The 20,797-nt window shown below is 66.9% G+C and carries 17 protein-coding genes and 2 pseudogenes; 6 read left to right on the top strand and 13 right to left on the bottom strand.

Annotated elements, in window-relative coordinates:
* Window positions 1-8 precede the first annotated feature (8 nt).
* The 4 genes and pseudogenes from DYE23_RS09490 to DYE23_RS09480 form a co-directional block, all read right to left on the bottom strand.
* Window positions 9-1,529: a flavin-containing monooxygenase gene (locus DYE23_RS09490; RefSeq protein WP_115327068.1), complete on the bottom strand. Its 1,521-nt coding sequence runs from the start codon at window positions 1,527-1,529 to the stop codon at window positions 9-11.
* A gap of 108 nt (window positions 1,530-1,637) precedes the next feature.
* Window positions 1,638-3,032 (bottom strand): annotated as a pseudogene (locus DYE23_RS09485) (HD domain-containing phosphohydrolase); the annotation flags it as partial.
* Window positions 3,030-3,656: pseudogene (locus DYE23_RS31065) on the bottom strand (hypothetical protein); the annotation flags it as partial. The pseudogenes DYE23_RS31065 and DYE23_RS09485, both read right to left, overlap by 3 nt.
* A gap of 142 nt (window positions 3,657-3,798) precedes the next feature.
* Entirely contained in the window at window positions 3,799-4,539 is a 741-nt protein-coding gene (locus DYE23_RS09480) for a TetR/AcrR family transcriptional regulator (RefSeq protein ID WP_011895134.1), read from the bottom strand.
* Between the two features lie 154 nt (window positions 4,540-4,693).
* On the opposite strand from DYE23_RS09480, the gene DYE23_RS09475 reads away from it, so the two are divergent.
* Genes DYE23_RS09475 through DYE23_RS09465 form a run of 3 tightly spaced genes read left to right on the top strand, consistent with a single transcriptional unit; the run spans window position 4,694 to window position 8,873 of the window.
* On the top strand, window positions 4,694-5,875 hold the full coding sequence (locus DYE23_RS09475; RefSeq protein WP_011895135.1) for a geranylgeranyl reductase family protein: 1,182 nt from the start codon (window positions 4,694-4,696) through the stop codon (window positions 5,873-5,875).
* A gap of 13 nt (window positions 5,876-5,888) precedes the next feature.
* Entirely contained in the window at window positions 5,889-6,464 is a 576-nt protein-coding gene (locus DYE23_RS09470; RefSeq protein ID WP_115327067.1) for a hypothetical protein, read from the top strand.
* A 39-nt stretch (window positions 6,465-6,503) separates the two neighbouring features.
* Window positions 6,504-8,873, top strand: a complete 2,370-nt coding sequence (locus tag DYE23_RS09465) for a hypothetical protein (RefSeq protein ID WP_115327066.1) — start codon at window positions 6,504-6,506, stop codon at window positions 8,871-8,873.
* Here DYE23_RS09465 and DYE23_RS09460 read toward each other — a convergent pair.
* Window positions 8,843-9,991, bottom strand: a complete 1,149-nt coding sequence (locus DYE23_RS09460; protein WP_115327065.1) for a patatin-like phospholipase family protein — start codon at window positions 9,989-9,991, stop codon at window positions 8,843-8,845. The two genes, DYE23_RS09465 and DYE23_RS09460, sit on opposite strands and share 31 nt — an antisense overlap.
* A gap of 9 nt (window positions 9,992-10,000) precedes the next feature.
* Window positions 10,001-14,200 (bottom strand): nSTAND1 domain-containing NTPase, encoded by a 4,200-nt coding sequence (locus DYE23_RS09455; protein WP_115327064.1) that lies wholly within the window; start codon window positions 14,198-14,200, stop codon window positions 10,001-10,003.
* Window positions 14,201-14,308: 108 nt separating this feature from the next.
* Between DYE23_RS09455 and DYE23_RS09450 the strand changes: the two genes are divergently transcribed.
* Complete coding sequence (locus tag DYE23_RS09450) at window positions 14,309-14,725, top strand: VOC family protein (protein ID WP_115327063.1); 417 nt, start codon at window positions 14,309-14,311, stop codon at window positions 14,723-14,725.
* Between the two features lie 4 nt (window positions 14,726-14,729).
* Here the strand turns inward: DYE23_RS09450 and DYE23_RS09445 are convergent, their stop codons facing one another.
* From DYE23_RS09445 to DYE23_RS09415, 7 genes are all read right to left on the bottom strand, one after another.
* On the bottom strand, window positions 14,730-15,062 hold the full coding sequence (locus tag DYE23_RS09445; RefSeq protein WP_011895141.1) for a cupin domain-containing protein: 333 nt from the start codon (window positions 15,060-15,062) through the stop codon (window positions 14,730-14,732).
* A 2-nt stretch (window positions 15,063-15,064) separates the two neighbouring features.
* On the bottom strand, window positions 15,065-15,763 hold the full coding sequence (locus DYE23_RS09440) for a helix-turn-helix transcriptional regulator (RefSeq protein ID WP_115327062.1): 699 nt from the start codon (window positions 15,761-15,763) through the stop codon (window positions 15,065-15,067).
* Window positions 15,764-15,775: 12 nt separating this feature from the next.
* Window positions 15,776-16,576, bottom strand: a complete 801-nt coding sequence (locus DYE23_RS09435) for a class I SAM-dependent methyltransferase (RefSeq protein WP_013472206.1) — start codon at window positions 16,574-16,576, stop codon at window positions 15,776-15,778.
* A complete protein-coding gene (locus tag DYE23_RS09430) occupies window positions 16,569-17,351 on the bottom strand; it encodes an ABC transporter permease (RefSeq protein WP_099961218.1) in 783 nt (260 codons plus the stop codon). The genes DYE23_RS09435 and DYE23_RS09430 overlap by 8 nt, the downstream gene beginning before the upstream one ends.
* Window positions 17,348-18,049, bottom strand: coding sequence for an ABC transporter ATP-binding protein (locus DYE23_RS09425; protein WP_013472208.1), 702 nt, complete (start codon window positions 18,047-18,049; stop codon window positions 17,348-17,350). Before DYE23_RS09425 ends, DYE23_RS09430 begins: the two co-directional genes overlap by 4 nt.
* Window positions 18,046-18,528 carry an MTB12 C-terminal domain-containing protein gene (locus tag DYE23_RS09420; RefSeq protein WP_013472209.1) on the bottom strand — a complete coding sequence of 161 codons (483 nt, stop codon included), beginning with the start codon at window positions 18,526-18,528 and terminating at the stop codon, window positions 18,046-18,048. Before DYE23_RS09420 ends, DYE23_RS09425 begins: the two co-directional genes overlap by 4 nt.
* Before the next feature lie 102 nt (window positions 18,529-18,630).
* On the bottom strand, window positions 18,631-19,335 hold the full coding sequence (locus DYE23_RS09415; RefSeq protein ID WP_115327061.1) for a LysR family substrate-binding domain-containing protein: 705 nt from the start codon (window positions 19,333-19,335) through the stop codon (window positions 18,631-18,633).
* 59 nt (window positions 19,336-19,394) lie between these two features.
* Between DYE23_RS09415 and DYE23_RS09410 the strand changes: the two genes are divergently transcribed.
* Window positions 19,395-19,781: a DUF5997 family protein gene (locus DYE23_RS09410; RefSeq protein WP_011895147.1), complete on the top strand. Its 387-nt coding sequence runs from the start codon at window positions 19,395-19,397 to the stop codon at window positions 19,779-19,781.
* 9 nt (window positions 19,782-19,790) lie between these two features.
* Window positions 19,791-20,723, top strand: coding sequence for a GIY-YIG nuclease family protein (locus DYE23_RS09405; RefSeq protein ID WP_235660366.1), 933 nt, complete (start codon window positions 19,791-19,793; stop codon window positions 20,721-20,723).
* The last annotated feature ends 74 nt before the right edge of the window (window positions 20,724-20,797 follow it).

Raw genomic sequence — 20,797 nt, 5'->3', positions numbered from 1 at the left:
CGCACGCTTCAGCCGAAGGTGTACTCCGACTCTTTGAAACGCCGCGTCGCCAGCCAGTACTGCCACGTCATGCCACTCCACAACGTCCTGTTGACACCGTGCTCGTCGAGGTACCAGCTACGGCAGCCGCCGGTGCTCCAAACGGTGCCGCGCAGATCGTCCTGCAATTCGTCGTTGTAGGCGTCCTGCGCCTCCCGCGTCGGGGTGATGCACTGGACACCCTTCTTCTCGACCGCGGCGATCGCCTTCGCCGCGTACCGGATCTGCGATTCGATCATGAACACCACCGAGTTGTGCCCGAGGGCGGTGTTCGGCCCGAGCAGGAAGAACAGATTCGGCATGCCGGCGACCGTGATGCCGCGCAGAGCGCTGATGCCCTCGCGGTTCCAGCGGTCGACGAGATCCTCCCCGCCCGGACCTTTGATGTCGACGTAGGTGTAGGAGTCGGTGACGTGGAAGCCGGTCGCGAACACCACCACGTCCGCGTCCCTTTCGGTTTCCCGGCCGTGCTCGTCGGCGGTGACGATGCCGCGCGCCGTGAAGCGGGCGATGCGGTCGGTGATGACCTCGGTCCTGGGGTCCGCGATCCCGCGGTAGTACGTGTCGGAGTTGAGGATGCGTTTGCAGCCGGCGCGATAGTCCGGCGTGAGCTTGCGGCGCAGCACAGGGTCTTTGACGGATCTGCGGATGTTCCACTTCCCCAGCAGCTCACCGATTTTCAGCAGTTTGGGCTGCTTGGTCATCGCGAACCCGACGGTCTCGTGGATCCAGTAGATGCCGGCGCGCATCGCGACCCTGGTACCCGGCACCGTGGCGAACGCGCGCTGCATTCTCTCCGGGATCGGATTGTTCGGTCTGGGCATCACCCACGCCGGCGTGCGCTGGTAGAGCTGGAGTTCCGCGACGTCCTCGACGATCTCCGGGACGATCTGGATCGCGCTGGCGCCCGTGCCGATCACCGCGACCTTCTTGCCGGCGATGTCGACGCGGTGGTCCCACTGCGCGGAGTGGAATGCCGCACGGCCCGAGGCGAGGAAGTCGTCATAGCCCTCGAACTCCGGGATCAGCGGGATGTGCAGTCCTCCGGCCCCGGAGACCAGGAACTGCGCGATGAACTCGCGACCGTCCTTGCTGAACACGTGCCAGCGCATCTCGAAGTCATCCCAGTGGGCACGGTCGACGTGTGCGCCGAACTCGATGTAGCGGCGCAGGCCGTACTTGGCGGTGACGCCGAGCAGGTACTCCTGGATCTCGGGCTGGAAGGACCACATGTGCGACCAGTCGGCCTTCGGCTCGAACGAGAACGAGTACATGTGCGACGGGATGTCGCAGGCGCATCCCGGGTAGGTGTTGTCCCGCCAGGTGCCACCGATCTCGTCGGCCTTCTCCAGAATCAGGAAGTCGACACCGCGCCGTTGGAGCTCGATGGCCATGCCGAGCCCGGAGAACCCCGACCCGATGATCAACGTGCGGGTCCGGACGGGCGTCTGAGGGGGTGCGGTCGTATCCGCTGATTCCGCCACGGTCATGAACCGACTGTACCTGGGAACGCCGGTACCGCTTCGCTCCTGCCGAACTCGCATTCCGGCAGGCCTGTACTCGCACTTCGTCTGCCTGTACGCATTCTCGGCGGCATGTCAGGCCGGGGTGATCAGACCGTGGCCTAGCGCGAACATGCTGGCACCGATGCGGTTAGTGGCGCCGATCTTGGCGTAGGTCCGCTCGACGTGGTTGCGCGCAGTCTTGCCCGAGATCCCGAGCGTTGCGGCGATCTCCTTGTTCGACGCGCCGCGGGCGACCAGGCACAGCACTTCGATCTCGCGGGGAGTGAGCCCGCCGGGCCGCGCGCTGACGCGCCGGGCCGCATGCCCCGCCGCGGACAGGACGGCGTCGACCGCGAGCTCGTCGAGGTGCCCTTCGCGCACGCGGTCCCGCAGCCTCGTCGCGGCCGCCGCCGGGGACAGCGCGACGCGGTAGGGCCGGGGCTCGACGGCCGACCGGTAGGCGACCGCGGCCGCCAGCACGCGGTCGGGCACGCTGAGCGCCGCGGCAGTCAGACCACGCGGGTACCCGGAGCCGTCCAGGCACTCGTGATGGTTCCCCGCGACGCGGGCGACCGCGTCGAGGCCGCCGACCTGGCTCAGGATCCGCACGGTCAGATACGGATGCAGCCGCACGCGTTCCATCTCCCCCGTTGTCAGCGTCGACGGCTTCGACCACACCTGGTTGGAGACGCCGATGCGGCCGACGTCGTGCACGTGTCCGGCACGGCGCACGAGGTCCACGCCCCCGGTGTCCATCCCCATCAGCGCCGCCGCGCCTGCCGCGAGTTCGGCGACAGCGCGCGAATGCCCAAGGGTGAAAGGGCATTTGAGGTCCACGAAGTCGCCGAGCGCCACGAGCAGCTCGTCGAGCTCACCGTCTGCCAGTGCCGTCTCGTAGTCGGGTGCTTCGCGCAGTGCCGCCGACCACGCGTCCTCGGGCGGGTCCAGGATCGCGTCGGCATCGGCGAGGAACGCGTCGACGACACGCGGGTCGAACTGTCCGCCGCTGCGGCTGCGCGCCATCGCCACCGCACCGTCGACGCCGAAGGTCCGATGGTGGACTTCTGCGGTGTCGGCGAGTTGGGCGACCCGCATGGGTATCGGGATCGCGTCCCCACCGACGCCACCGGGCAGTCCGCCACCGTCGAACCGCTCGAAGGTGTAACCGAGCACGGTCTGCACGTCGGCGCTCAGCCCGAGCCGGTCGGCCAGTATCCCCGCCGAGGAACAGTGTGAGTGGATGAGTTCGGCGATCTGGCCGCGCGCGTCAGCGAGAAGCGTTGCCAGCACACTCAATCGGCGCAGCACCGGCTGGCCGCGTCCGGTGTTGGCCATCAGGAAGCGCAGGTACGGCAGGCCCGACCAGTCGACCAGATACGAGTCGCGGCGCACGGCGATGTCGTCTCCGAACCAGCGGGCGTATTCGTGGGAGTCGGCGTGACAGCCGATCCACATGATCAGCGCCGTGTAATAGGTGCAGTCCCGCTGGCGCATCAGCGGGCCCGTCGGCCCGAGGTCCTTGCCGTCGACGGTCGCGCGCGACGCGCCGACGGCCCACACGGTCGTCGGGGCGACCATGTAGTGCTGTCCGTTGGCCGCGGTGCCGGTGAGGCGGATGTCGCCGGCGCCGAGCACGGGCCCGGCAACTCTGCTGATCAACGACAGCACCGACTTGCTGGTCCAGGCCGCCTGCGGCAGCCGTCCGCCGAGAGACGTCATCGTCCTTGTCGCCAAGGTGTTCTCCAGCTGGACGTCCCAGCGCAGCAGGTCCGGGATCTCGATCCGGACGTCCCACTCCGAGTCCCAGGTGACACGGATGTCGCATTGCACCGGATCGTTCGGCGTGGCCGAGCTGAAGTACCTCGCGCAACTCTGCTGTCCGGGGGTCGTCGCGTAGAAGGTCCACGTGCATGACGGATCGCGATGCCAGACCGAGGTGTAGGCGGGCGCGAAGGTGGTCGCCGGGAACTGGCGCAGCGCCAGATAGTGGCCGCTGGCGAACGGCAGGCCCATGATGCCGAAGCCGACGAACCGTTCGTCGTCGCCGTCGGGCAGGACGGGATGGGCGGTGACGGCCGCCGCGGCGGCCCGGGGTGTGCTGTGAGTGTTCATGCCACTGATCGTCGGCTGCGCCAGGGCCGCCGACATGAGGCATCTGCCTCAACTTCTCCACCCGCCGAACTTGCATTCCAGCAGGTCAGCTCTCGCACTTCCGCTGCGTGGACGCAATCTCGGCGTCGCCGGCCGCAGGAGGTCAGGCGACCTGTTCGCGGCGCGTGACGCCCTCGTGCAGCGGGACGTCCGGGTCGATCTTGACGCCGAGCACCTCACAGGTGCCGTTGATGGAGCCGACCATGATCTTGGTCAGGTAGTCGACGAACTTCTCCGACGGCAGCCGGCGGGGGCTGTCCCGCTCCGCGCCGAGCCACCAGTCCGTCGCCGACGCGGCAGCACCGAACGTCGCGAAGCCGGCCAGCTCGAACGCCGCGTAGTCGAGCTGCATGTCCTTGAGCTCGTTGTTGAACATGTCGGCCATCGCCAGGGTGATGTCGCGGCCTTCGTTGAGCGCCCGCATCGCTGATTCCGTCTGCTCGGCGAATCGCCCCTGCATCAGGAACCGCACGACGTTGGGGTGTTCGTCGACCAACCGGACGTACTGCTCGACCGCGCGGAAGACGACGGTGCGCGCCGGATCGGTGGAGATGTCGATCGACGGAAAGATCGCCGCCCACAACATGTCTCGCATCCGCTGACCGATCGCCTGGAAGAGATCGGCCTTGTCGGTGAAGTGTCGGTAGATCTTGGGTTTGGCGGTGCCGGCCTCCTCGGCGATCTCCCGCAGGGAAACCTCCGGACCCAACCGGTCGATCGCCCGGAACGCCGCGTCGACGATCTCGGAGCGCACCTTCTTACGGTGCTCGCGCCAGCGCTCACTACGGGCGTCCACCTTGACGCCCGTTTCTTCGGCAGCGCGTGCCCTCGACCCTCGTCGCACCCGCTCACTGTACCCGTCGGTGCATCGCTGACCTGCCCAGACCGCGGCGGGGCGCGCCACCGCAGGGCCACGACCGGCAAAATCCGCTCGCCGCGCGCGTACAGGGAGTTTGGGTACTATCTCCTGCGACAGCGCGGCTCAACGAGAGAGATTTATGACGCAGCGATACGACGTGGTCATCGCAGGTGGAGGGCCCTCGGGGTCGGCCGCCGCATGGCAGGCCGCACAGACCGGCGCCAAAGTGGTGGTGCTGGACAAAGCTCAGTTCCCCCGTGCCAAACCCTGCGGCGACGGCCTGACGGCGCGTGCCGTCAGCTACCTGCAGAAGATGGGCCTGGCCGACGAGGTGGCCACCTACCACCGGGTGAACCGGGTCACGGTGTTCAGCCCCAGCCGGTGGGAGCTGTCGTTCCCGAAGCGTCCGGGGATGCCCGACCACGGCCACACCGTCAGCCGCGAGCATCTCGACACGGTGCTGCTCAAGCACGCAGAGTCCGCCGGGGCCGAAATCCGCCAGGGCGCCGAGGTGGCCGGGCCGGAGTTCGACGCCAGTGGACGCGTCGTCGGCGTGATCCTCAAGAGTGGCGAGAAGGTGCTCGGCGACGCCGTGATCGCCGCCGACGGCGCGTACTCCCCTATCAAGCGGGCCCTCAAGATCGACTCGGAATACAACGGCTACTCGGCCATCGCGATCCGCTCGGAGATGCCGGCCAATCGTCCGGACACCGATTCGCTGGACATCTACCTGAAGTTGTTGTTCGAAGGCGATCAGCTGCCCGGCTACGGGTGGGTGTTCCCGATGGGCGACGGCATCTTCAACATCGGACTCGGCTACGTCAACAGCTACAAGAACTGGCAGTCCATCAACGCCACCCAGTTCCTCGGCGAGTTCCTGCGCACGCTCCCGCGCGAATGGGAGCTTCCGCCCATCGAGGAGCTGAAGAAGAACAAGAGTGTGCGCGCGTGGCGCCTGCCCATGGGCTTCACCGCATGGCCGCCCTGGCGTCCAGGCGTGCTGTTCACCGGCGACTCGCTGGGTGCGGGCAAGCCGGCCTCGGGAGCGGGTATCTCCAAGGCGCTCGAATCCGGTTTGGCCGCAGGCGAATGCGCCGTCGCCGCCCTGACGAACGGCGGTCCCGACGACTTCACCAACTACGCGCTGCGTATGGAGGCCGCGTGGGGACGGGAGTACCGCCGCGGTCGCATCATGCACAAGCTGATCGGGCAGCCGAAGCTGGCCGAGGCCGGGGTGAAGCTGATCGACAACGCCGCGTTCCGTGACCGGATGCTCAAGGCGCTGTACAAGAAGGCCCAGGGTCCGCAGCACAGCTTCTGATCTGGCACCTCCGATGCACGACGCCGGGGCCACCCTCGGAGCCGACGCCGCGCAGCGCCTCGCCGCGCTGGGTGCGGTGACGATCGAGCGGGGCATGTCCGACGACGAGTTGGACCGTGCCGAGACCGACCTGGGCATCGAGTTCGCCGACGACCATCGCGCGTTCCTGGCGGCCGGCCTGCCCACGGGCGGGTCGTGGCCGAATTGGCGCGACGAGGGACGCCGGAGCCTGACCAAACGGCTGCACCTGCCCGCCGAGGGCATTCTGTTCGCGGTCGAGTGGAACCGGTTCTGGCATGACAGCTGGGGTCGGCGGCCCGCGCAGATGAAGCACGCGCTGCGCACCGCGCGCTACCAGCTGGAGCGTGTGCCGATGCTGCTGCCGATCTGCTCACACCACTACCTGCCGGCCGGTCGCGGATCGTTCGGACATCCGGTGCTGTCGGTGGTGCGCACCGATGTCGTCGTCCGCGGCGCCGATCTTGCCGACTACGTGACGTCCGAGTTCGGCGCGGGTGGGCCCGCCGCCGTCGACGCGGTTGCGACCGTCGAGTTCTGGTCGACGCTGTCGGGTGACTATCGCTGCTGAGTCCGCACACGGGGCAAACCCGGCCAATAGAATCCGACCGTGCGCACTGCGAGTCTGTCATCGACGCGCACCGTCGTGATCCGCAACGTGCTGGCAATGATCGTCGCCGGTCTGACGGGCTATCTGGCAGCAGTCGCCGCCTGGCCGCAGGTGCACGACCTCGTGCCCGAGCAACTGCGGTGGTTCGGCGCCCCGAACTCGGCCGTCACGATGGGCATCGTCGTGATCGCCTATATCGCACTGGCCGTCGTATTGGTCCGGGCCAGCGGCGGTCGGCGCGGCGGAACTCCGGTCGCCATTGTCCTGATCTTGGCGATCGCGACCACACTTCTCGGCGTCGCGTCCTACTGGCGCTGTCAGGACGAGACCCATCCCGATTTCTTCACGCCTCTGCTCTGGACCGCCGCATTGCTGAAAGGCGGCGATCCGGCGCGCTCGCTCGCCGACGGCTCATGTCCCTCCCCCATGCCGGTCGCGCTCAACATCGCCCAATTGTCAGCCCTTGCCGCGCTGTTCACCTCAGTAGCAGGCGTTGCGCTGGCACTTTTTCGTTCTCAGTTCGATCGGCTGCGCCTTCGGTTGTCCCGATCGGTGACAGTCGCGGTCGGCGGGGATGACGACGCCTCCTCACTGGTGGCCGCGATCGCCCACACCATGGGCCGTACCGGCACCCTGGTCGTCGTCGTCGGCTCTGCGGAAACCGACTATGCGCGGCGGGCCCGCACCGCCGGTGCCTGCATCGTCGCCGTCGACCTCGACGACGCGGAACAACTTCTCGCAGTGCCGGTATGGGACAAGCTGGACCGGCTCTATCTACTCGCCCCCGATCCATCGACCAACCTGCTGCGGCTCCGCGCTGTCACCGCGCGTGGCGGGGATGAGCGGCTCCGGATACCACTGGTCGTTCGGATCGACGACCCGTGGCAGGCCGCTGCGTGGCGCGCCCAGCATTTCGGAGGGGCGCACAACCGTTGGGCGGCCGATACCGTCGGGTTGTACGAGGTGACCGCACGACGCCTTCTCGATCGGACGCTGACGGGGCCACGAGTCGACCGGTTGTTCGTCTGCGGATCATCGCAGCTGACAACCGCTTTGTGCGCGGATATGCTCACGCGTCGCCTCGAAGCCGAATACCTCGGCGACGACGAACTTCCTGTGCTGCACGTCCTCGCGCCCGACGCGACGCAGTACCAGCGAGATTATGCATTCACAGCTACGCAGATGGGGCACGCCGATCGAGAAGCAGACATCGTCGCGGTGGACGAAGCCCCCTCAGTGGCAACACTTCTGCGGCTCGTCGGCGAGGGCGATGCGCAATCGACTGCGCTGATCTTCGCCGACTCGACCGATTATGGCAGCACCGCGACGAGGATCGCGGCGCGCCTGCCCGACACCACGATCCACGTCCACGACCACCGGGCAGACGCCACTCGGGAGAGGGTTTCGGTGGTGGGCCGCCTGTACACATATCGCCTCAGCCTCGACCTTCCCGGCGGCCAGGCCCACGACGCGTGGGAGCGCGCAGCCATCCTGATACACCGTCGGTATGTCGCCGAATCCGGCGCCACGGGACCCGCGGCCGAGCCGTGGGAAGAGCTTGGCGAGTTCTACCGCGAATCGAACCGCCGTCAGGTCCGCAACGCCTTGTGGATGGTCGAGAAGATCGGGGGCCACACCTGGAACACATGGGGCAAGCCGCCTGACGGCGTGAGCACCGTCGCCCTGCGCGGGCTTCAGCCTCAGGAACAACTGCGCCAGTTGGGGTTTGACCTGACCACAGCCACCGCCATGGCTCGCGCCGAGCATGAGGACTGGTGTCGCTACTACCGCCGGCACGGTTGGCGTCACGGCCCCCGGCGCGACGATCGGGCCAAGGTGCACGACAAGTTGATCGATTGGACGCAGCTCGAATCCGATCCGGCGATGGTGGCTGCCGCTCTCAGGAGTCTGGCTGCGACGCTGACGAAGTTACGCGAGCTCGGGTACCGCTCGCATTCCGACGCGAGTACGCATTGGGAGCGGTTCCGCCGCGCCGGGGCGGTCATCGCCGAACAGCGTGCGACTGCATGGACGTGGACCGCGCACGACGGTTCCACCATGCACGCGGCCGCCGGCGACTGGGAGGTGCGCGAGGAGAGCGGGACCGATTCGTGGTCGGTGCGCGACGACATCTTCCGCGCTACCCACCGGCATATCGGCGGGAATCGATGGCGCAGGCTCGGCACCGTCCTGGCCCGGCCGGCCAACGACGGTGAGAGCGTACGCACCCTCGAGGGAACGATCACCGCCCCACCGGGGTCATGGATCGTGCAAGGGGACCACGGGGACGTCTGGGCGGTGCCGGGTGACGAATTCACACGACGCTATGCCCTCGCGGATCACAACAGGTCGAACCCCGGCGGGAAATGATCAGGCTGCACCTGGACAGCGCCCGCGGTCACACCGAGTGACGCGAGCCGGGTCAGATTCTTGGGGTTGTCCATCGCGTAGAGCGCGTCGCACTGCTCGTCATCGATGTGCACGTCGAGCGTGTCACGCAACCAGTTCGGTTCGAGTGAGACCTCGTACCGCTGATACGTGATCAGATCAGGACCGGGCCCCAGCCGATCGTCCCGCAGATCACCGATCTCGCTGTCGATCTGCCACGATGTCGGACTCGACGCGAGCCATTGCAGCACCGCTTGCCCCAGCCAGTTCGCATCGGCCATGATCGACAACATCGACTGTGCCGCAAGGACAACCGCGGGCATATCCGTCACCTGCGCCGCCGTCATCCGCAGCGGACGGTGTCCGGTGCCCGCTGACACCAGCATCAGGTTCTCTGCACCGAACCGCCAGTTCAGTCCGTAGCCGCTGCACGTCGCCAGCATCAGCATTTGAAGCGCCGGATTGTTGTACGGGCTCACACCGCCGTCGACGAATGCCCCGGTGACACCGGGTGCGATGCGCAGCGTCTCCAGCTCGAAATAGTGCGGCGCCGCGGTGCTTGCACGGACTATATTGCGCAGCAACAGATCCCGATTCGGATAGCTGCCACCGTCGCCGTCGAAGTACTTGCCGCGAGGATTGTTGTGCAGCAGCCAGGGGCTCCCGGTATCCAGTCGCTTCGTCATGATCATCAGACCGGTGCGTAGTTCGTCGCCGCCGAGTGTCATGTCTCCGAAGTGGGTGTCGAGGGCGCGCAGCAGCGGCTCCTTCGGGAACTTGGCGCCGAACAGGCCGAGACGCAGCCTGCTCTTGTCAAAAACCTTCTCCCCCAGCGATCGGTACAGATCCACCAGCTCGTCCACCGCGAAGCCGAGCGCCAACCCGGTGGCGATGATCGAACCGGTGGAGGTGCCGCCGATGAGATCGAAGTAGTCGCAGAGCCGGAACTCGGGGTCGCCCCCGTGCCGGTCCCGCAGGATGTCCTCCATCCGGCCGAGGTAGCCCAGCGTGAGCGCGCCCCGGATACCCCCGCCGTCGAGGGCAAGGATGCGTTTGGGACCGGCACCGAACAGGTGATCGTCACGGGTCTTCGCGGACACGACAGCCCCTCAGTCCGGAGCGATCGGGAGGCCTGGACACGCCTGGACGTAATCGATGTCGGGAGATACCCATACGTCCCACTGCTTGTGGCTCATGTTCGCGGTCAACTTGGCGCACAACATTTCCGGGCTGGCCGTCACGGATCGCACGCGCACCGTACCGTCCCGGCTGCCGGTCGCGAAGCTCCCACCGTCGGGGTCGAACGCGACGCTCGTCACGTGTTCGGTATGTCCCACGTAGGGGTCGGCAATCTGGCGGCCGGTCGCGACGTCCCAGAGCCTGGCCGTAGTGTCCGCGCTGCCGGTGACCAGGCGCGTACCGTCGGGGCTGAAGGCGAGGTCGAGGACCTCGTCGGTGTGTCCAGCCAACGGTCCGCCGACAGACTCACCTGTCGCGGGGTTCCACCTGCGCACCGTGGTGTCGTCGCTCGCCGAGACCAGCAGGCTGCCGTCCGGATTGAACACCAATCGGCCCACCCGGTTCGTATGGCCTTCCAAGGTCACTTCCGACCCCTGCGAATCCCCACCGATCGGAAGCACGTAGACGTTGTTCTCGCTCATCCTGCTCGTGGCCGCGAGATTCCATGCGGGCGACAAAGTTATCGCTTCGACATCAGGGACCTCTTCACCGACCTGCTGCCCGTCGATGTCCATGACGCTGGCCACGCCGTCCCAGTCCAGAACGCTCAACCGTTCGCCCTTGTCCTCGAACTCCAGCGTTCGGATGGCACCTGCGCGCCCGGTCTCGTACCTGCCGGCGACTTGGCGGGATCCCATGTTCCACAGAACGACGGTTCCTCCGTCGCCGCCGGCAACCAGAGTCGAGCTGTCCTCACTGAAATCTAGTGCGTACAGCGGAACCCCGGCATCCAGCGGCCTGCCCAGCAACTGATGGGTGTCCGGATCCCACAGACGCACGGTGCCGTCCTCGCCGGCGCTCGCCATGAACTCGCCGTCGGGGCTGTAGCTCAGGTCACGAACGGCGGCGGTGTGTCCGAGCAGCGGCTGACTCCCCAGCGGGTTCCAGATCCGCACCGTGCCGTCACTGCTGGCGCTGGCGATGTGCCGCCCGTCGGGACTGTAGACGAGACCCCAGATCCGGCCCTCGTGGCCGTACATGACGTTCCACAGGAAAGCACCCGTGTCCGCGTCCCAGACCCTGACGGTCGCATCCGCGCTGCCGGTCGCCAGGACTTGACTGTCGGGACTGAAGGATACCGTTGTCACCGCGTTGACGTGGCCTTGCAACGGATCTCCGATGGGTTTGCGAGTCTGTGTGTCCCACAAGATGACCGAGTTTCCACTACTGACGAACCTTCGTCCGTCCGGCCGGAATGCGACATCTGCGACCATCCCCCCGGTTTCGATCCGAGGACCGATCGCCGTCCCGGCCTCGGCGTCCCACATCTGGAGTGTCCCGTCCTCACTTCCCGACAGCAGCAGGGCTCCGTCGGGACTGAAAGCCAGCTCGCTGACGTATCCCTGATGTCCGGAGGGGAATTCACGTACCGGGTCACCGGTGTCGGTGTCGACCACCTGGATGACGCGATCGTTGCCGATCGTCGCGAATCGGGAACCATCGGAGGTGAACGCTATGGAGCTGAGATTCTCTGTGCCGGTGTCGATCTCGTGATCCACGCTGAAGTCGCCGGCGTCGAAGATCCGGAGTACGCCGTCTCGGTCGGCAGTCACCAGCGCCTGGCCGTCGGGGCTGAAGGCGATCTCGGATACCCCCTGGTGATCGGGAATCGGATCGACGACCGGCTGGCCGGATTCGGCGTCCCAGACGCGCACGTATCCGTCTGCCCCCGAGGCCGCGAGCCGGCTGCCGTCGGGACTGTAGGAGACTCCGGCCATGACGCCCTGTGCCGGAATGATTTTCGTGGTGTTGTTGTCCTGCTCCACGATGGTCGACAACGCGTAGTCGTCCGGCGAGGAGGTCAATGCTCTCGCCGCGACCATCTGCTGAATCGCCTGGATGTCGCCACCGGGGCGGGTGCCCCTCATCATGGCCAGGCTGTCGGATGTCAGCCGCAAACTGGTTGCCTGTCTGAACCGTTCAGCAGCCCTGCTGTTGGCCGAGACCGCCCAGGCCAGACCTGCCACCGCGACGACGGCGACGACCGCGGTGAGCGCCAGCACAGAGCGCAACACCCGTCCGCGCTTGCGCAAGGTCGTCGCATGCCGCTCGGCGGTCAGCTGCTGCTCCTGGGCGTACCGCGCACGTTCCTGAGCCGCCTGCTCACGCTCCTGCGCCGCGATCAGCTCGCCGCGCCGGCGCTTCTCCTCGTCATCGCGCTCCTGTTGTTGGCGCCGATGTGATGCATCCAGATAGTCGTGGACCTCCCGCAGACGCTCGCGGAACCCGGGCCGGTTGACCAGTGCGGCGGCTTCGGACAGACGCGTACCCTCCAACAGCCACGCGGGATTGCGGTTGCTCCCACGCCAGGCCGCCGCACCACGGATCAGGTCGTCGGCGTCACGCAGGTCCTTGCGCTCGTCGCGCAGCCAACCTGCCAGCTCGCTCCACTGCCGCAGGAGACTCTCCAGCGCCACCTCGACGACGGTGGTTCCGCCGCGGACGTCACTGACCATCAGGCGCTTGGCGACAAGAGCGTCGATGAGGCCGCGGCTGTCCTGCGGCAGGTCCGACAGACGCGCCACTCTGCGCATCGGCTGGCCGTTGTCCGGGTTGATCGTCGCGAGCCATGGGATGAAAGCGCTTCGCAGCGCCTGCAATTGTCGCGTGCGCTGCACGGCGTCGCGTGAGAGCACCTCGTCGATTTCCGACTGCACCACGCGGTTCATCCCGCCCATGCCCTCGTACTGACGCAAGGTGAGCTCGCCGGTGCTGCCGTAATCGGTGTACAGCCGTGCCAACGTCAGCGCCAGCATCGGCAACGTATCGGCGCCGCTACCGGCATCGGCCAGAAGGCGATCCACCAGGTCCACAGCGATCTGCAGGGGCCGGCCACCCTCCGTCGAGCGTTGCGCCGGGCCGACGATCACTTCCTTGAACTGTGTGGCCGGCATCGGCTTGAGGTCGTCGAACAGCGCAGTTCCCAGCCCCGCCAGTCGCGGGTGTGTCTGCATGATCTCGAAGCGATCGGTGCGAATCGTCGCCGCCACAGCGAGTCCCAGATCAGAGCCATTGGCGGCGTCGAGGATCTGCCGAAGCAGATCCAGGAATCGCTCCGAGCTCTCGGCGTGCTCCGCGTTGAACAGCTCCTCCGCCTGATCGAGAGGGAGGATCACCGTCGGCGCCACCAGCTCATCGCCGTCGCCGCCCCGTTGCAGTAAGCGGTCGGCGGCCACCTGCCGCAACTCGGCCAGCATCGAGATCACCCGGTCCGCGTCGCCTGCGAGGCACGCTGCCTTGACTTCTCCCAGACTCGGTTCGGACAGCCCGAACTCAGACCGGGTGGCACACAGGGCCGCCGCGAAGCCCGCGTCTCCGCTGAGCACGTTTCGCTCGGGTCGCACGATGTTCATGACGACGAAACGACGGTCCTCCCGCCGTAGCCGAGGGAGCAGACCGGCCCGTAGGAACGATGACTTTCCGGTTCCTGAAGGACCCAGTACGACGAACATCGACGTGACACCGGACAGGCGCATACCGCGCACAGTGTCGAGTGCGCGCACGATCTGCGCATCGCGTCCGAAGAACACCGCGGCGTCTGCTTCGTCGAGAGGTTCCCACCCGCGGTACGGGGCACGGTCGGGATCACGAGGTGGCGGCCAGACGAACGACGCCGCACCGATGCCGGCTCCCCGAATGCCGTCGCGTAGGCGGTAGAGGCCCGCTGTCGCGAATTCGACAGGGTCGCCCTGTCCGGTGTCGATCGCCGTCGTCGGCCCCTCGCCGAAGAGGTCGCAGCGTTGCCATTCGGACGTCAGATCGTCGCCGGTGGACGGTTCGAGCCGTGCGACGAATATCTGCTTGTTGAGATTCTCAGCAGTTCGGTATTCGACTTTGCATTCGTGTGACGCTTCCCAATTTTTCGAAAGCAAACAAATGACCGCTTCGCAGCGCGCATTTGCCTGGCGTAGCGCATCCTTCCACCGTGTACCTGCCCGTAGGCCTGAACCGGGGTCTACGTCGAGGAATATCTCGTTTGCCAGCGGCGGCGTCTGCTCGATCAACCATTGTTTGAGGGCTATCGCCTGGCGCGTGTCACGGCTGGAATGGCTGAGAAAAATCCGTGACATGCGTAGCCCCCGCGAATCATTTTTACGACGCAGTCAGGCTAATCCACATCCCGTTGCTGTGAGTGACGAACCGAGTGCCATGTCGCCGCCGAGGGCTACCGTGCGCTCATGGACCAACGCATCAGCCTGATCACCCTCGGCGTCGACGACCTGGCCCGCGCACGCGAGTTCTACGAACAGGGCCTGGGCTGGGTACCGAAGTCCTCTCCGGACGGCGTCGTGTTCTACCAGCTTCCCGGCATCGCGATGGCGTTGTTCGGACGCGGTGATCTCGCCGAGGACGCCCACCATCCCGTCGACGGCCGCTTCAGCGGAATCACCATCGCGATCAACCAGCGCACCGAAGCCGACGTCGATGCCGTCCTCGCGCAGGCCGAGGCATCCGGGGCGACCATCCTCAAACCCGCCGAGCGGGTGTTCTGGGGCGGCTACTCGGGCTACTTCGCCGATCCCGACGGCCACGTCTGGGAAGTCGCCATGAACCCGCAGTGGACCATCAACGACGACGGCACCGTGTCGATCTGAGGTGTCAGATCCCGGTGACGACCGTCAGGAGGACGACGGAGTCCTCCAGCGCGGCAAGGTTGTGCCGTTCGGCCGGGATGATCAGGTACTCACCTTCGCCGAGTTCGGCCGATTCGCTCGATGTACTGAGCCGGACCCGGCCGTGCAGCACCAGAAGCGATGCCTCGCCGGGGCTTTCGTGATCATCGAGCCGATGATCGGCCAGCAGCGCGATAGCGGTCTGCCGCAACTTGTGTTCGTGTCCGCCGTACACGGTGTGCGCGGCCCTGCCGGCGTGCGCGTTGCGGGCCGCCTCGAGTTGTTCGGCTGCCGTCGCCTTCAGTGACACCACGTCCATGTTCACACTCCTTCTCGTTCGCTCGCCGCCACCCGCGTGGGGCGTAGCACCAACCCGACCTCACACGAACCCCCGCGGGGATCCGGCGTCACCGACACACCGTAGCTGCCGCCGATCACGTCGACGTTGAGGTCGATCACCTCCTGAATCAGCCCCTGCTGGATACCGCGGACCACCTCGGGTGCGCTCTGCGCCACCTCGGCGAGCGGACAGGTGCACAGCTGCACCGTCACCTCACCGAAGGACGACAGCACCGAACGCACCTGGAAACCCAGCTCGGTCAGGGTCGCGACGACGAGGTCGCCGATCGACGACTCGGCGCGGGGCCGCGCCAACCGCACCCGGTGCGCGAGGTCCGCTCCGATGAGTTGCGCTCGCGCTTCCCGCTCCTGCGCAGTGCCACCGAGGTGCGTCGCGAACAACGCCACGATGTCGGCGTAGTCGAGTCGCGGTGCCGGCTCGTAGGTCAGCTTGGGCCGGCCGGCTCCTGACTTGCGGACGCCGGCCCGCCGCACGAAACCCTGGGTCTCCAGCGTCGACAGATGGAACCGGGCGGTGGTGATGTGGATCTTGAGCAGGTCGGCGACGCCCTGGGCGTCGACCGGGCCGTTGGCCTCCCGTAGCAGGTCCAGCACCCTGTGGCGCTGGCGGCCCGCTGCGCGGTCCGGCTTCTGGCCGGCCTCGCTGCTCAACACTGCCATGGGTCAAGTGTGTCACTGACCGGGTACGACACCGACGACCGCAACGGCGGTCAGCGAGCGGCGGTACCGCTGGAAGGTCTTGCGCATGCCGATGACCCGCTTGCGTGCGGCGGGACGCCGGATGAGATTGCCGACAATTCGCAGCGCACCCAGCGGACCTTCGTCGGCGAGCACGCGCGCCGGGTTGAGCAGTGCCATCGGCGCATGGTCGACGCTCTCGATTTCGAAGCCCGCATCGGTGAGCAGCGCGGTCCATTCGGCGCTGGTCAGCGGGCGGGCGTTGACCTTGATGGCACGCGACATGTCGCGACGGATGTCGTCCTTGATGCCCTGGGACAGATCGTCGGGACTGAGCCCCAGCTCGTGGATCGCGTAGCGGCCGCCCGGGCGCAACACGCGGAACGCCTCACCGATGATGGCCCGTTTGGCCTTCTCACCCTGCATCGTCAGCATGGCCTCGCCGACGACCACGTCGGCGCTGCCGTCGGGCAATCCGGTCGACGCCGCGTCGGCGACGACGACTTTGCCGCCCACCGGCGCGACGATGGAGCGCACCTGCTCGGTCGCCGCGGCGGTGTCGTCGACTCCGACGTAGGAACGCGGTCGCTCGGCGACGATGTCGGTGGCGGTACGGCCCAGCCCGGGCCCCAGCTCGACCACGTCCGCGCCCTGGATGCGTGCGGCCGTGAGCAGACGGGTGGTCAGCTCCAGCCCGCCGGGTCGTAGAACCCGCTTGCCGAGCCGGGCCAGCAACCAATGGCCGGGAAGGTCGGCGTCGGATCGCTCGGCGAGCGGAAGTGGCGAATCAGCCATGGCGGACAGTCCTTTCGACGGCGGCGATGACGAAGATCGCCGTGAACAACGAACACACGTACAGCAGGGCGACGTTCTGGCTCCACGGAGGAATGAGCACAGCGTCCTGGCCGGTGGCGTAGACCCCGTTGAGAACCGGCATGAAGCGCTGCAGGTACGCACCACTGGGCAGGTATCCCGCGGCGGACTCGGCGGCGTAGACCCACAGCAGGATCACCGCCGCGGCGCCGAGCGGCGAACGGATCAGCGAACCGATACCGATGCCTGCGCCGGCGGCAAAGAAGCTCAGCAGCGGCACCGTCCACAGCAGCCGCAGTGCCACCGGATCGGTCACCGACACCGACCCGTACACGAGCGGTGAGACGACCGGCAGGAGAACGAGCACCGTGAGAAGCGCAACGGCGGCGGCGGCCGCGCCGAGCGCGCCGTAGAACAACCACCGGCCTGTCAGCACAGGCCATTGGCGCGGCGCGGCCAGGCGCACGTATTCCCCTGCATGATAACGGTTTTCGCAGGCCTGGCCGTCAGAAGCGGCCAACGCCACCACCACGGTGGTGACGGTGATGACCCAGTAGGCCGCGTTGGACGTCGGCACCTGCAGGACCGAGATCTGCCCGGGTATGCGCGCGAACGTCTCGGCGGCGATCGCGATCGCGACGGTGATCCCCGCCGGCAGCATCACCGCAGCGGGGATCAGCACGGTCCACAGCCGGCTCCGCCCGCCCGTCCGGACCATCTCGGCGCGCGCACCGCGCACCGCCAGCGCGACACTCATGCGCACCTCGCCCCATCGAGGAGAGCGGATTCCAGCCAGTCCCGCGGCTGGTCGCCCGCGGGTATGACGTTGCCGAGGGGCCCGTGCACTCGCGGTCGTCCGCAGTCCAGCAGCAGCACACGATCGGCCGACAGCACGACCTCGGCGAGCAGATGTGTCGCCACGACGACAGCACACCCGTCGTCGGCGAGCTTTCGGAGAAGTCCTCGGAACCAGACGATTCCGGGGACGTCGAGCCCGTTGAGCGGTTCGTCGAACAACAACGCACGCGGGCTGCACAACAGCGCTCCCGCGATGGACAGCCGCTGCCTGGCCCCCAGCGACAGCGCACCGATCCGTTCCGGGCGCTGCGCATGCAGCCCGGTCTCGTCGAGAACGTCATCGACCCGTCCCACTTCGGTCCCGGCCAGCGCAGCGAGCCATCTGAGGTGTCGCCCGACCGTGTGACGCGGATCGAGTGCGCCCGGCCCCAGGTGGACACCCACCTGATTCGGATCACCGCCGGGTGCGCGACCGTCCACCGCGACCGTCCCACCGTCGGGGCGGTCGAGTCCCGCGATGAGCCGCAGAAGCGTGGTCTTGCCCGCGCCGTTGAGGCCCAGCAGCGCCGTCACCGTACCTCCGGGGAAGCAGACGGAGACATCGTCGAGCACCTTCTTGGGCCCGAAACTCTTGGTGAGGCCGGATGTTTCGATCATTCGAAGTTGCACGGGATCGGCAGGCCGATCGTCTTGATGCCGTTGCACAATGACTTGCTCGCCAGCTTCCACCGGCCGTCGATACGCCGCCACTCGGCGACGACCTGCACCGTCGGAGCCCCTTGCCGACTCGCGTTGATCACCGCGGTGTGCCGGTCGGGCTCGTGGGTCTCGGGGCCGGTGACCACGCTCGACCCTTTGGGCGGCCGGAAGAAGCCGACGCGGTAGATCATCTTCGGCACCACGACGGCGCGCACACCGCCTTCGAGTTGCGCGGCCTTGACGTCGTCCGGGGCGGGCGAGGCGACCAGAAGCCGGATCTGGGCGTCGAGTTCGGCCAGCGTCGGCACCTCGGAGGTGATCGCGAACTCGCCGGCGGCAGCGGGGTCGGCGTGAACCGCGGGATCGGCGATTGCCACCGGCGCGATCACCATCGACAACGTCACGGCGGCCGAGGCCATCACCGCTGCCGATGTCATGCGATGTCGTCGGACCATGCCTCACCCCTTATTAACCGGAAAGCTTTCCGCTTAATGTAGGAGCACGCAGCGATATAGGCAAGCCTTACCTTTGGCGATGGGTCAGCGACGGCCGCGGCCGGGCTTGCGCGCGACTTTCCCCGCGGCGGCGCGCGCCGCCTGTTTGGCGAGGGTTTTCTCCCGCGCCGTCCGCTTGCGTTCCGGTTGCGTCTGCCCGCGAGACGAGCCGGGTCTGCGGCCGCGCACGATGCCGATGAACTCCTCGAGAAGCTCCGACTGCGGCCCCTCCGGGAAAGCGAGCGCCACCGGGCACGTAGGCGCGTCGACAATCGGACGATAGGTGAGGTCCTTGCGGTGATGGAGCCGGGCCAGTGACTGCGGGACGAGGAGAACCCCGACCCCCGCCGCGACGAGTTCTACTGCCGCTTCGGTGGTTTCGGGACGATGCTCGACCGGAGTGCCGGGAGCGTCCGGCCAGTCGACGACCGTATCGGCGGGAATCAGGATCGCCTCATCGTGCAACTCCGTCGCATCGACGTTGTCCGCCGCGGTCAGCACGTGCTCGGCGGTCACCACCGCGACGGTCATCTCCTCATACAGCGGGATGACCGCGAGCCCCGACGTCTCGGTGGGCAATCGCAGCAGCGCGACGTCGACGCTGCCGTCGCGGACCGCGGCGGCAGCGTTGGCCGCAGTGACGCCGTGCAAACGCAGCGGCGCCTCCGGATGGCGGTCCGCCCAGTGTCGCGCCCACTTCGCCGGCGTCGCACCAGGGACGTATCCGAGGGTCAACGAGGGCCGGGTCACCGCATCAGGCTACCGGCGGGCATCGTCGTTAATCTCAAGCCAGTCGTTAAGCTCTAGCCATGAGCAGGCCGAATGCGCAGTCCATGAAACCCGCCACGGCGGCCAAGAAGCTGGACGTGTACCTGCCCGCGACGCCTGCGGACTTCCAGCAGAACCCGATCACCCGCGACGAACTCGCCGCGCTGCAGGCCGACCCGCCGCAGTGGCTGATCGATCTCCGTAAGAACGGGCCGCACCCGAAGAACCTCGTCGCCGCCAAGCTCGGTGTCTCGATCGCGGCGTTGGCCCGCAACGGCGTCGGGACTGCGCTCACCACCGAGGAGATCAACGAGCTGGTCGAGGAAAACCCTGAGTGGTTGGCCGTCGAGCGCGAGGGCTATCAACAGGTGCTTCGCGAGGAGCGACGGCTGAAATCGTTGCGAGCGGACCAAGCCGGCGACAGCTGAGCCAGCCCCGTGGACGACCATCGCCCCGATGTCAGCTCTGGACATATCCACGGTGACGCCCCCGATACGAGTGCTTTCCTCACGTTCGGCCACCTACTGACCGCCATTGGCGCCGAGCACGATCCTCCCATCGGATTGGAGGATATTCGGGTGATCCGGCACAGCTTCAACACCGGCGACGAAGCGAGCTTGCGCGGCAAAGAGGACCTAACTGAGGATCGGGTTCGGGAATACACCCGCTTCCAAGGCATCTCACGCCGGCAATTCCCCGCACAGCCTGAGCGGTATTGGGTAGTACTCATCGCCGACGGACGACGGCGCTCTCGCTTATGGGGGACGTTTGAAAACCACGGTGAGGTCGCGTCGGAGCGCACGGAGTCGGCTCGCTACTTCAATCTCCGCCCCCACGACTTCTTGGCACCACTCGTGAACCGACTCGTGGTGGAGTGGGACACGCCACGCGCCTGGCACCGACGCGCAGCCAGCGCGGCGCATATGCCCGTCCTCGAGATCTCCGATCGAGACAAAGAGCCCTTCCCAGGGTTTGATAACGTGCTGCTCACCTTCCACGAGCTGGGCGAAATGGTGTCCGACCATCGTTACGCGGACTGGCAGGTCGCACTGTCGCAGGTACAGGGTATCTACCTGATCACTGACGCCTCGAACGGCAAGCAGTACATCGGGAAAGCCGATGGCGCCGAACGGATCCTGGGGCGTTGGCGCGCGTATGCCAGCGACGGCCACGGCGGGAACCGAGCGCTGCGGGAACTCGCCCAAGCCAGTATCGGCGCCGGAGGCGCTAAGACCGACCACGCTCGACATTTCGTGTTTAGCATCTTGCGGGTATTCGGACCAAGCACGTCGTCTTCGGAGATCGACGCTGCCGAGTCGCACTACAAGAAGTCGCTGCTGACCCGCGAATTCGGTCTCAACCGCAACTGACGGTCACGCGCCACGAGTGTCAGCCCCGGTTGAATCCTGAGCAGCTTGCCCCGAACTGACACACTCAAACAGGC

The sequence above is a fragment of the Mycolicibacterium gilvum genome (assembly GCF_900454025.1).
Lineage (GTDB): Bacteria > Actinomycetota > Actinomycetes > Mycobacteriales > Mycobacteriaceae > Mycobacterium > Mycobacterium gilvum.
This window is presented reverse-complemented; position numbering and strand designations above follow the sequence as displayed.

Bases quoted from the DNA above. Each gene is read 5' to 3' on its own strand.
- DYE23_RS09490 (WP_115327068.1), bottom strand. From the start codon at position 1,529: ATGACCGTGGCGGAATCAGCGGATACGACCGCACCCCCTCAGACGCCC.
- DYE23_RS09475 (WP_011895135.1), top strand. From the start codon at position 4,694: ATGACGCAGCGATACGACGTGGTCATCGCAGGTGGAGGGCCCTCGGGG.
- DYE23_RS09470 (WP_115327067.1), top strand. From the start codon at position 5,889: ATGCACGACGCCGGGGCCACCCTCGGAGCCGACGCCGCGCAGCGCCTC.
- DYE23_RS09455 (WP_115327064.1), bottom strand. From the start codon at position 14,200: ATGTCACGGATTTTTCTCAGCCATTCCAGCCGTGACACGCGCCAGGCG.
- DYE23_RS09450 (WP_115327063.1), top strand. From the start codon at position 14,309: ATGGACCAACGCATCAGCCTGATCACCCTCGGCGTCGACGACCTGGCC.
- DYE23_RS09445 (WP_011895141.1), bottom strand. From the start codon at position 15,062: ATGGACGTGGTGTCACTGAAGGCGACGGCAGCCGAACAACTCGAGGCG.
- DYE23_RS09440 (WP_115327062.1), bottom strand. From the start codon at position 15,763: ATGGCAGTGTTGAGCAGCGAGGCCGGCCAGAAGCCGGACCGCGCAGCG.
- DYE23_RS09435 (WP_013472206.1), bottom strand. From the start codon at position 16,576: ATGGCTGATTCGCCACTTCCGCTCGCCGAGCGATCCGACGCCGACCTT.
- DYE23_RS09430 (WP_099961218.1), bottom strand. From the start codon at position 17,351: ATGAGTGTCGCGCTGGCGGTGCGCGGTGCGCGCGCCGAGATGGTCCGG.
- DYE23_RS09425 (WP_013472208.1), bottom strand. From the start codon at position 18,049: ATGATCGAAACATCCGGCCTCACCAAGAGTTTCGGGCCCAAGAAGGTG.
- DYE23_RS09420 (WP_013472209.1), bottom strand. From the start codon at position 18,528: ATGACATCGGCAGCGGTGATGGCCTCGGCCGCCGTGACGTTGTCGATG.
- DYE23_RS09410 (WP_011895147.1), top strand. From the start codon at position 19,395: ATGAGCAGGCCGAATGCGCAGTCCATGAAACCCGCCACGGCGGCCAAG.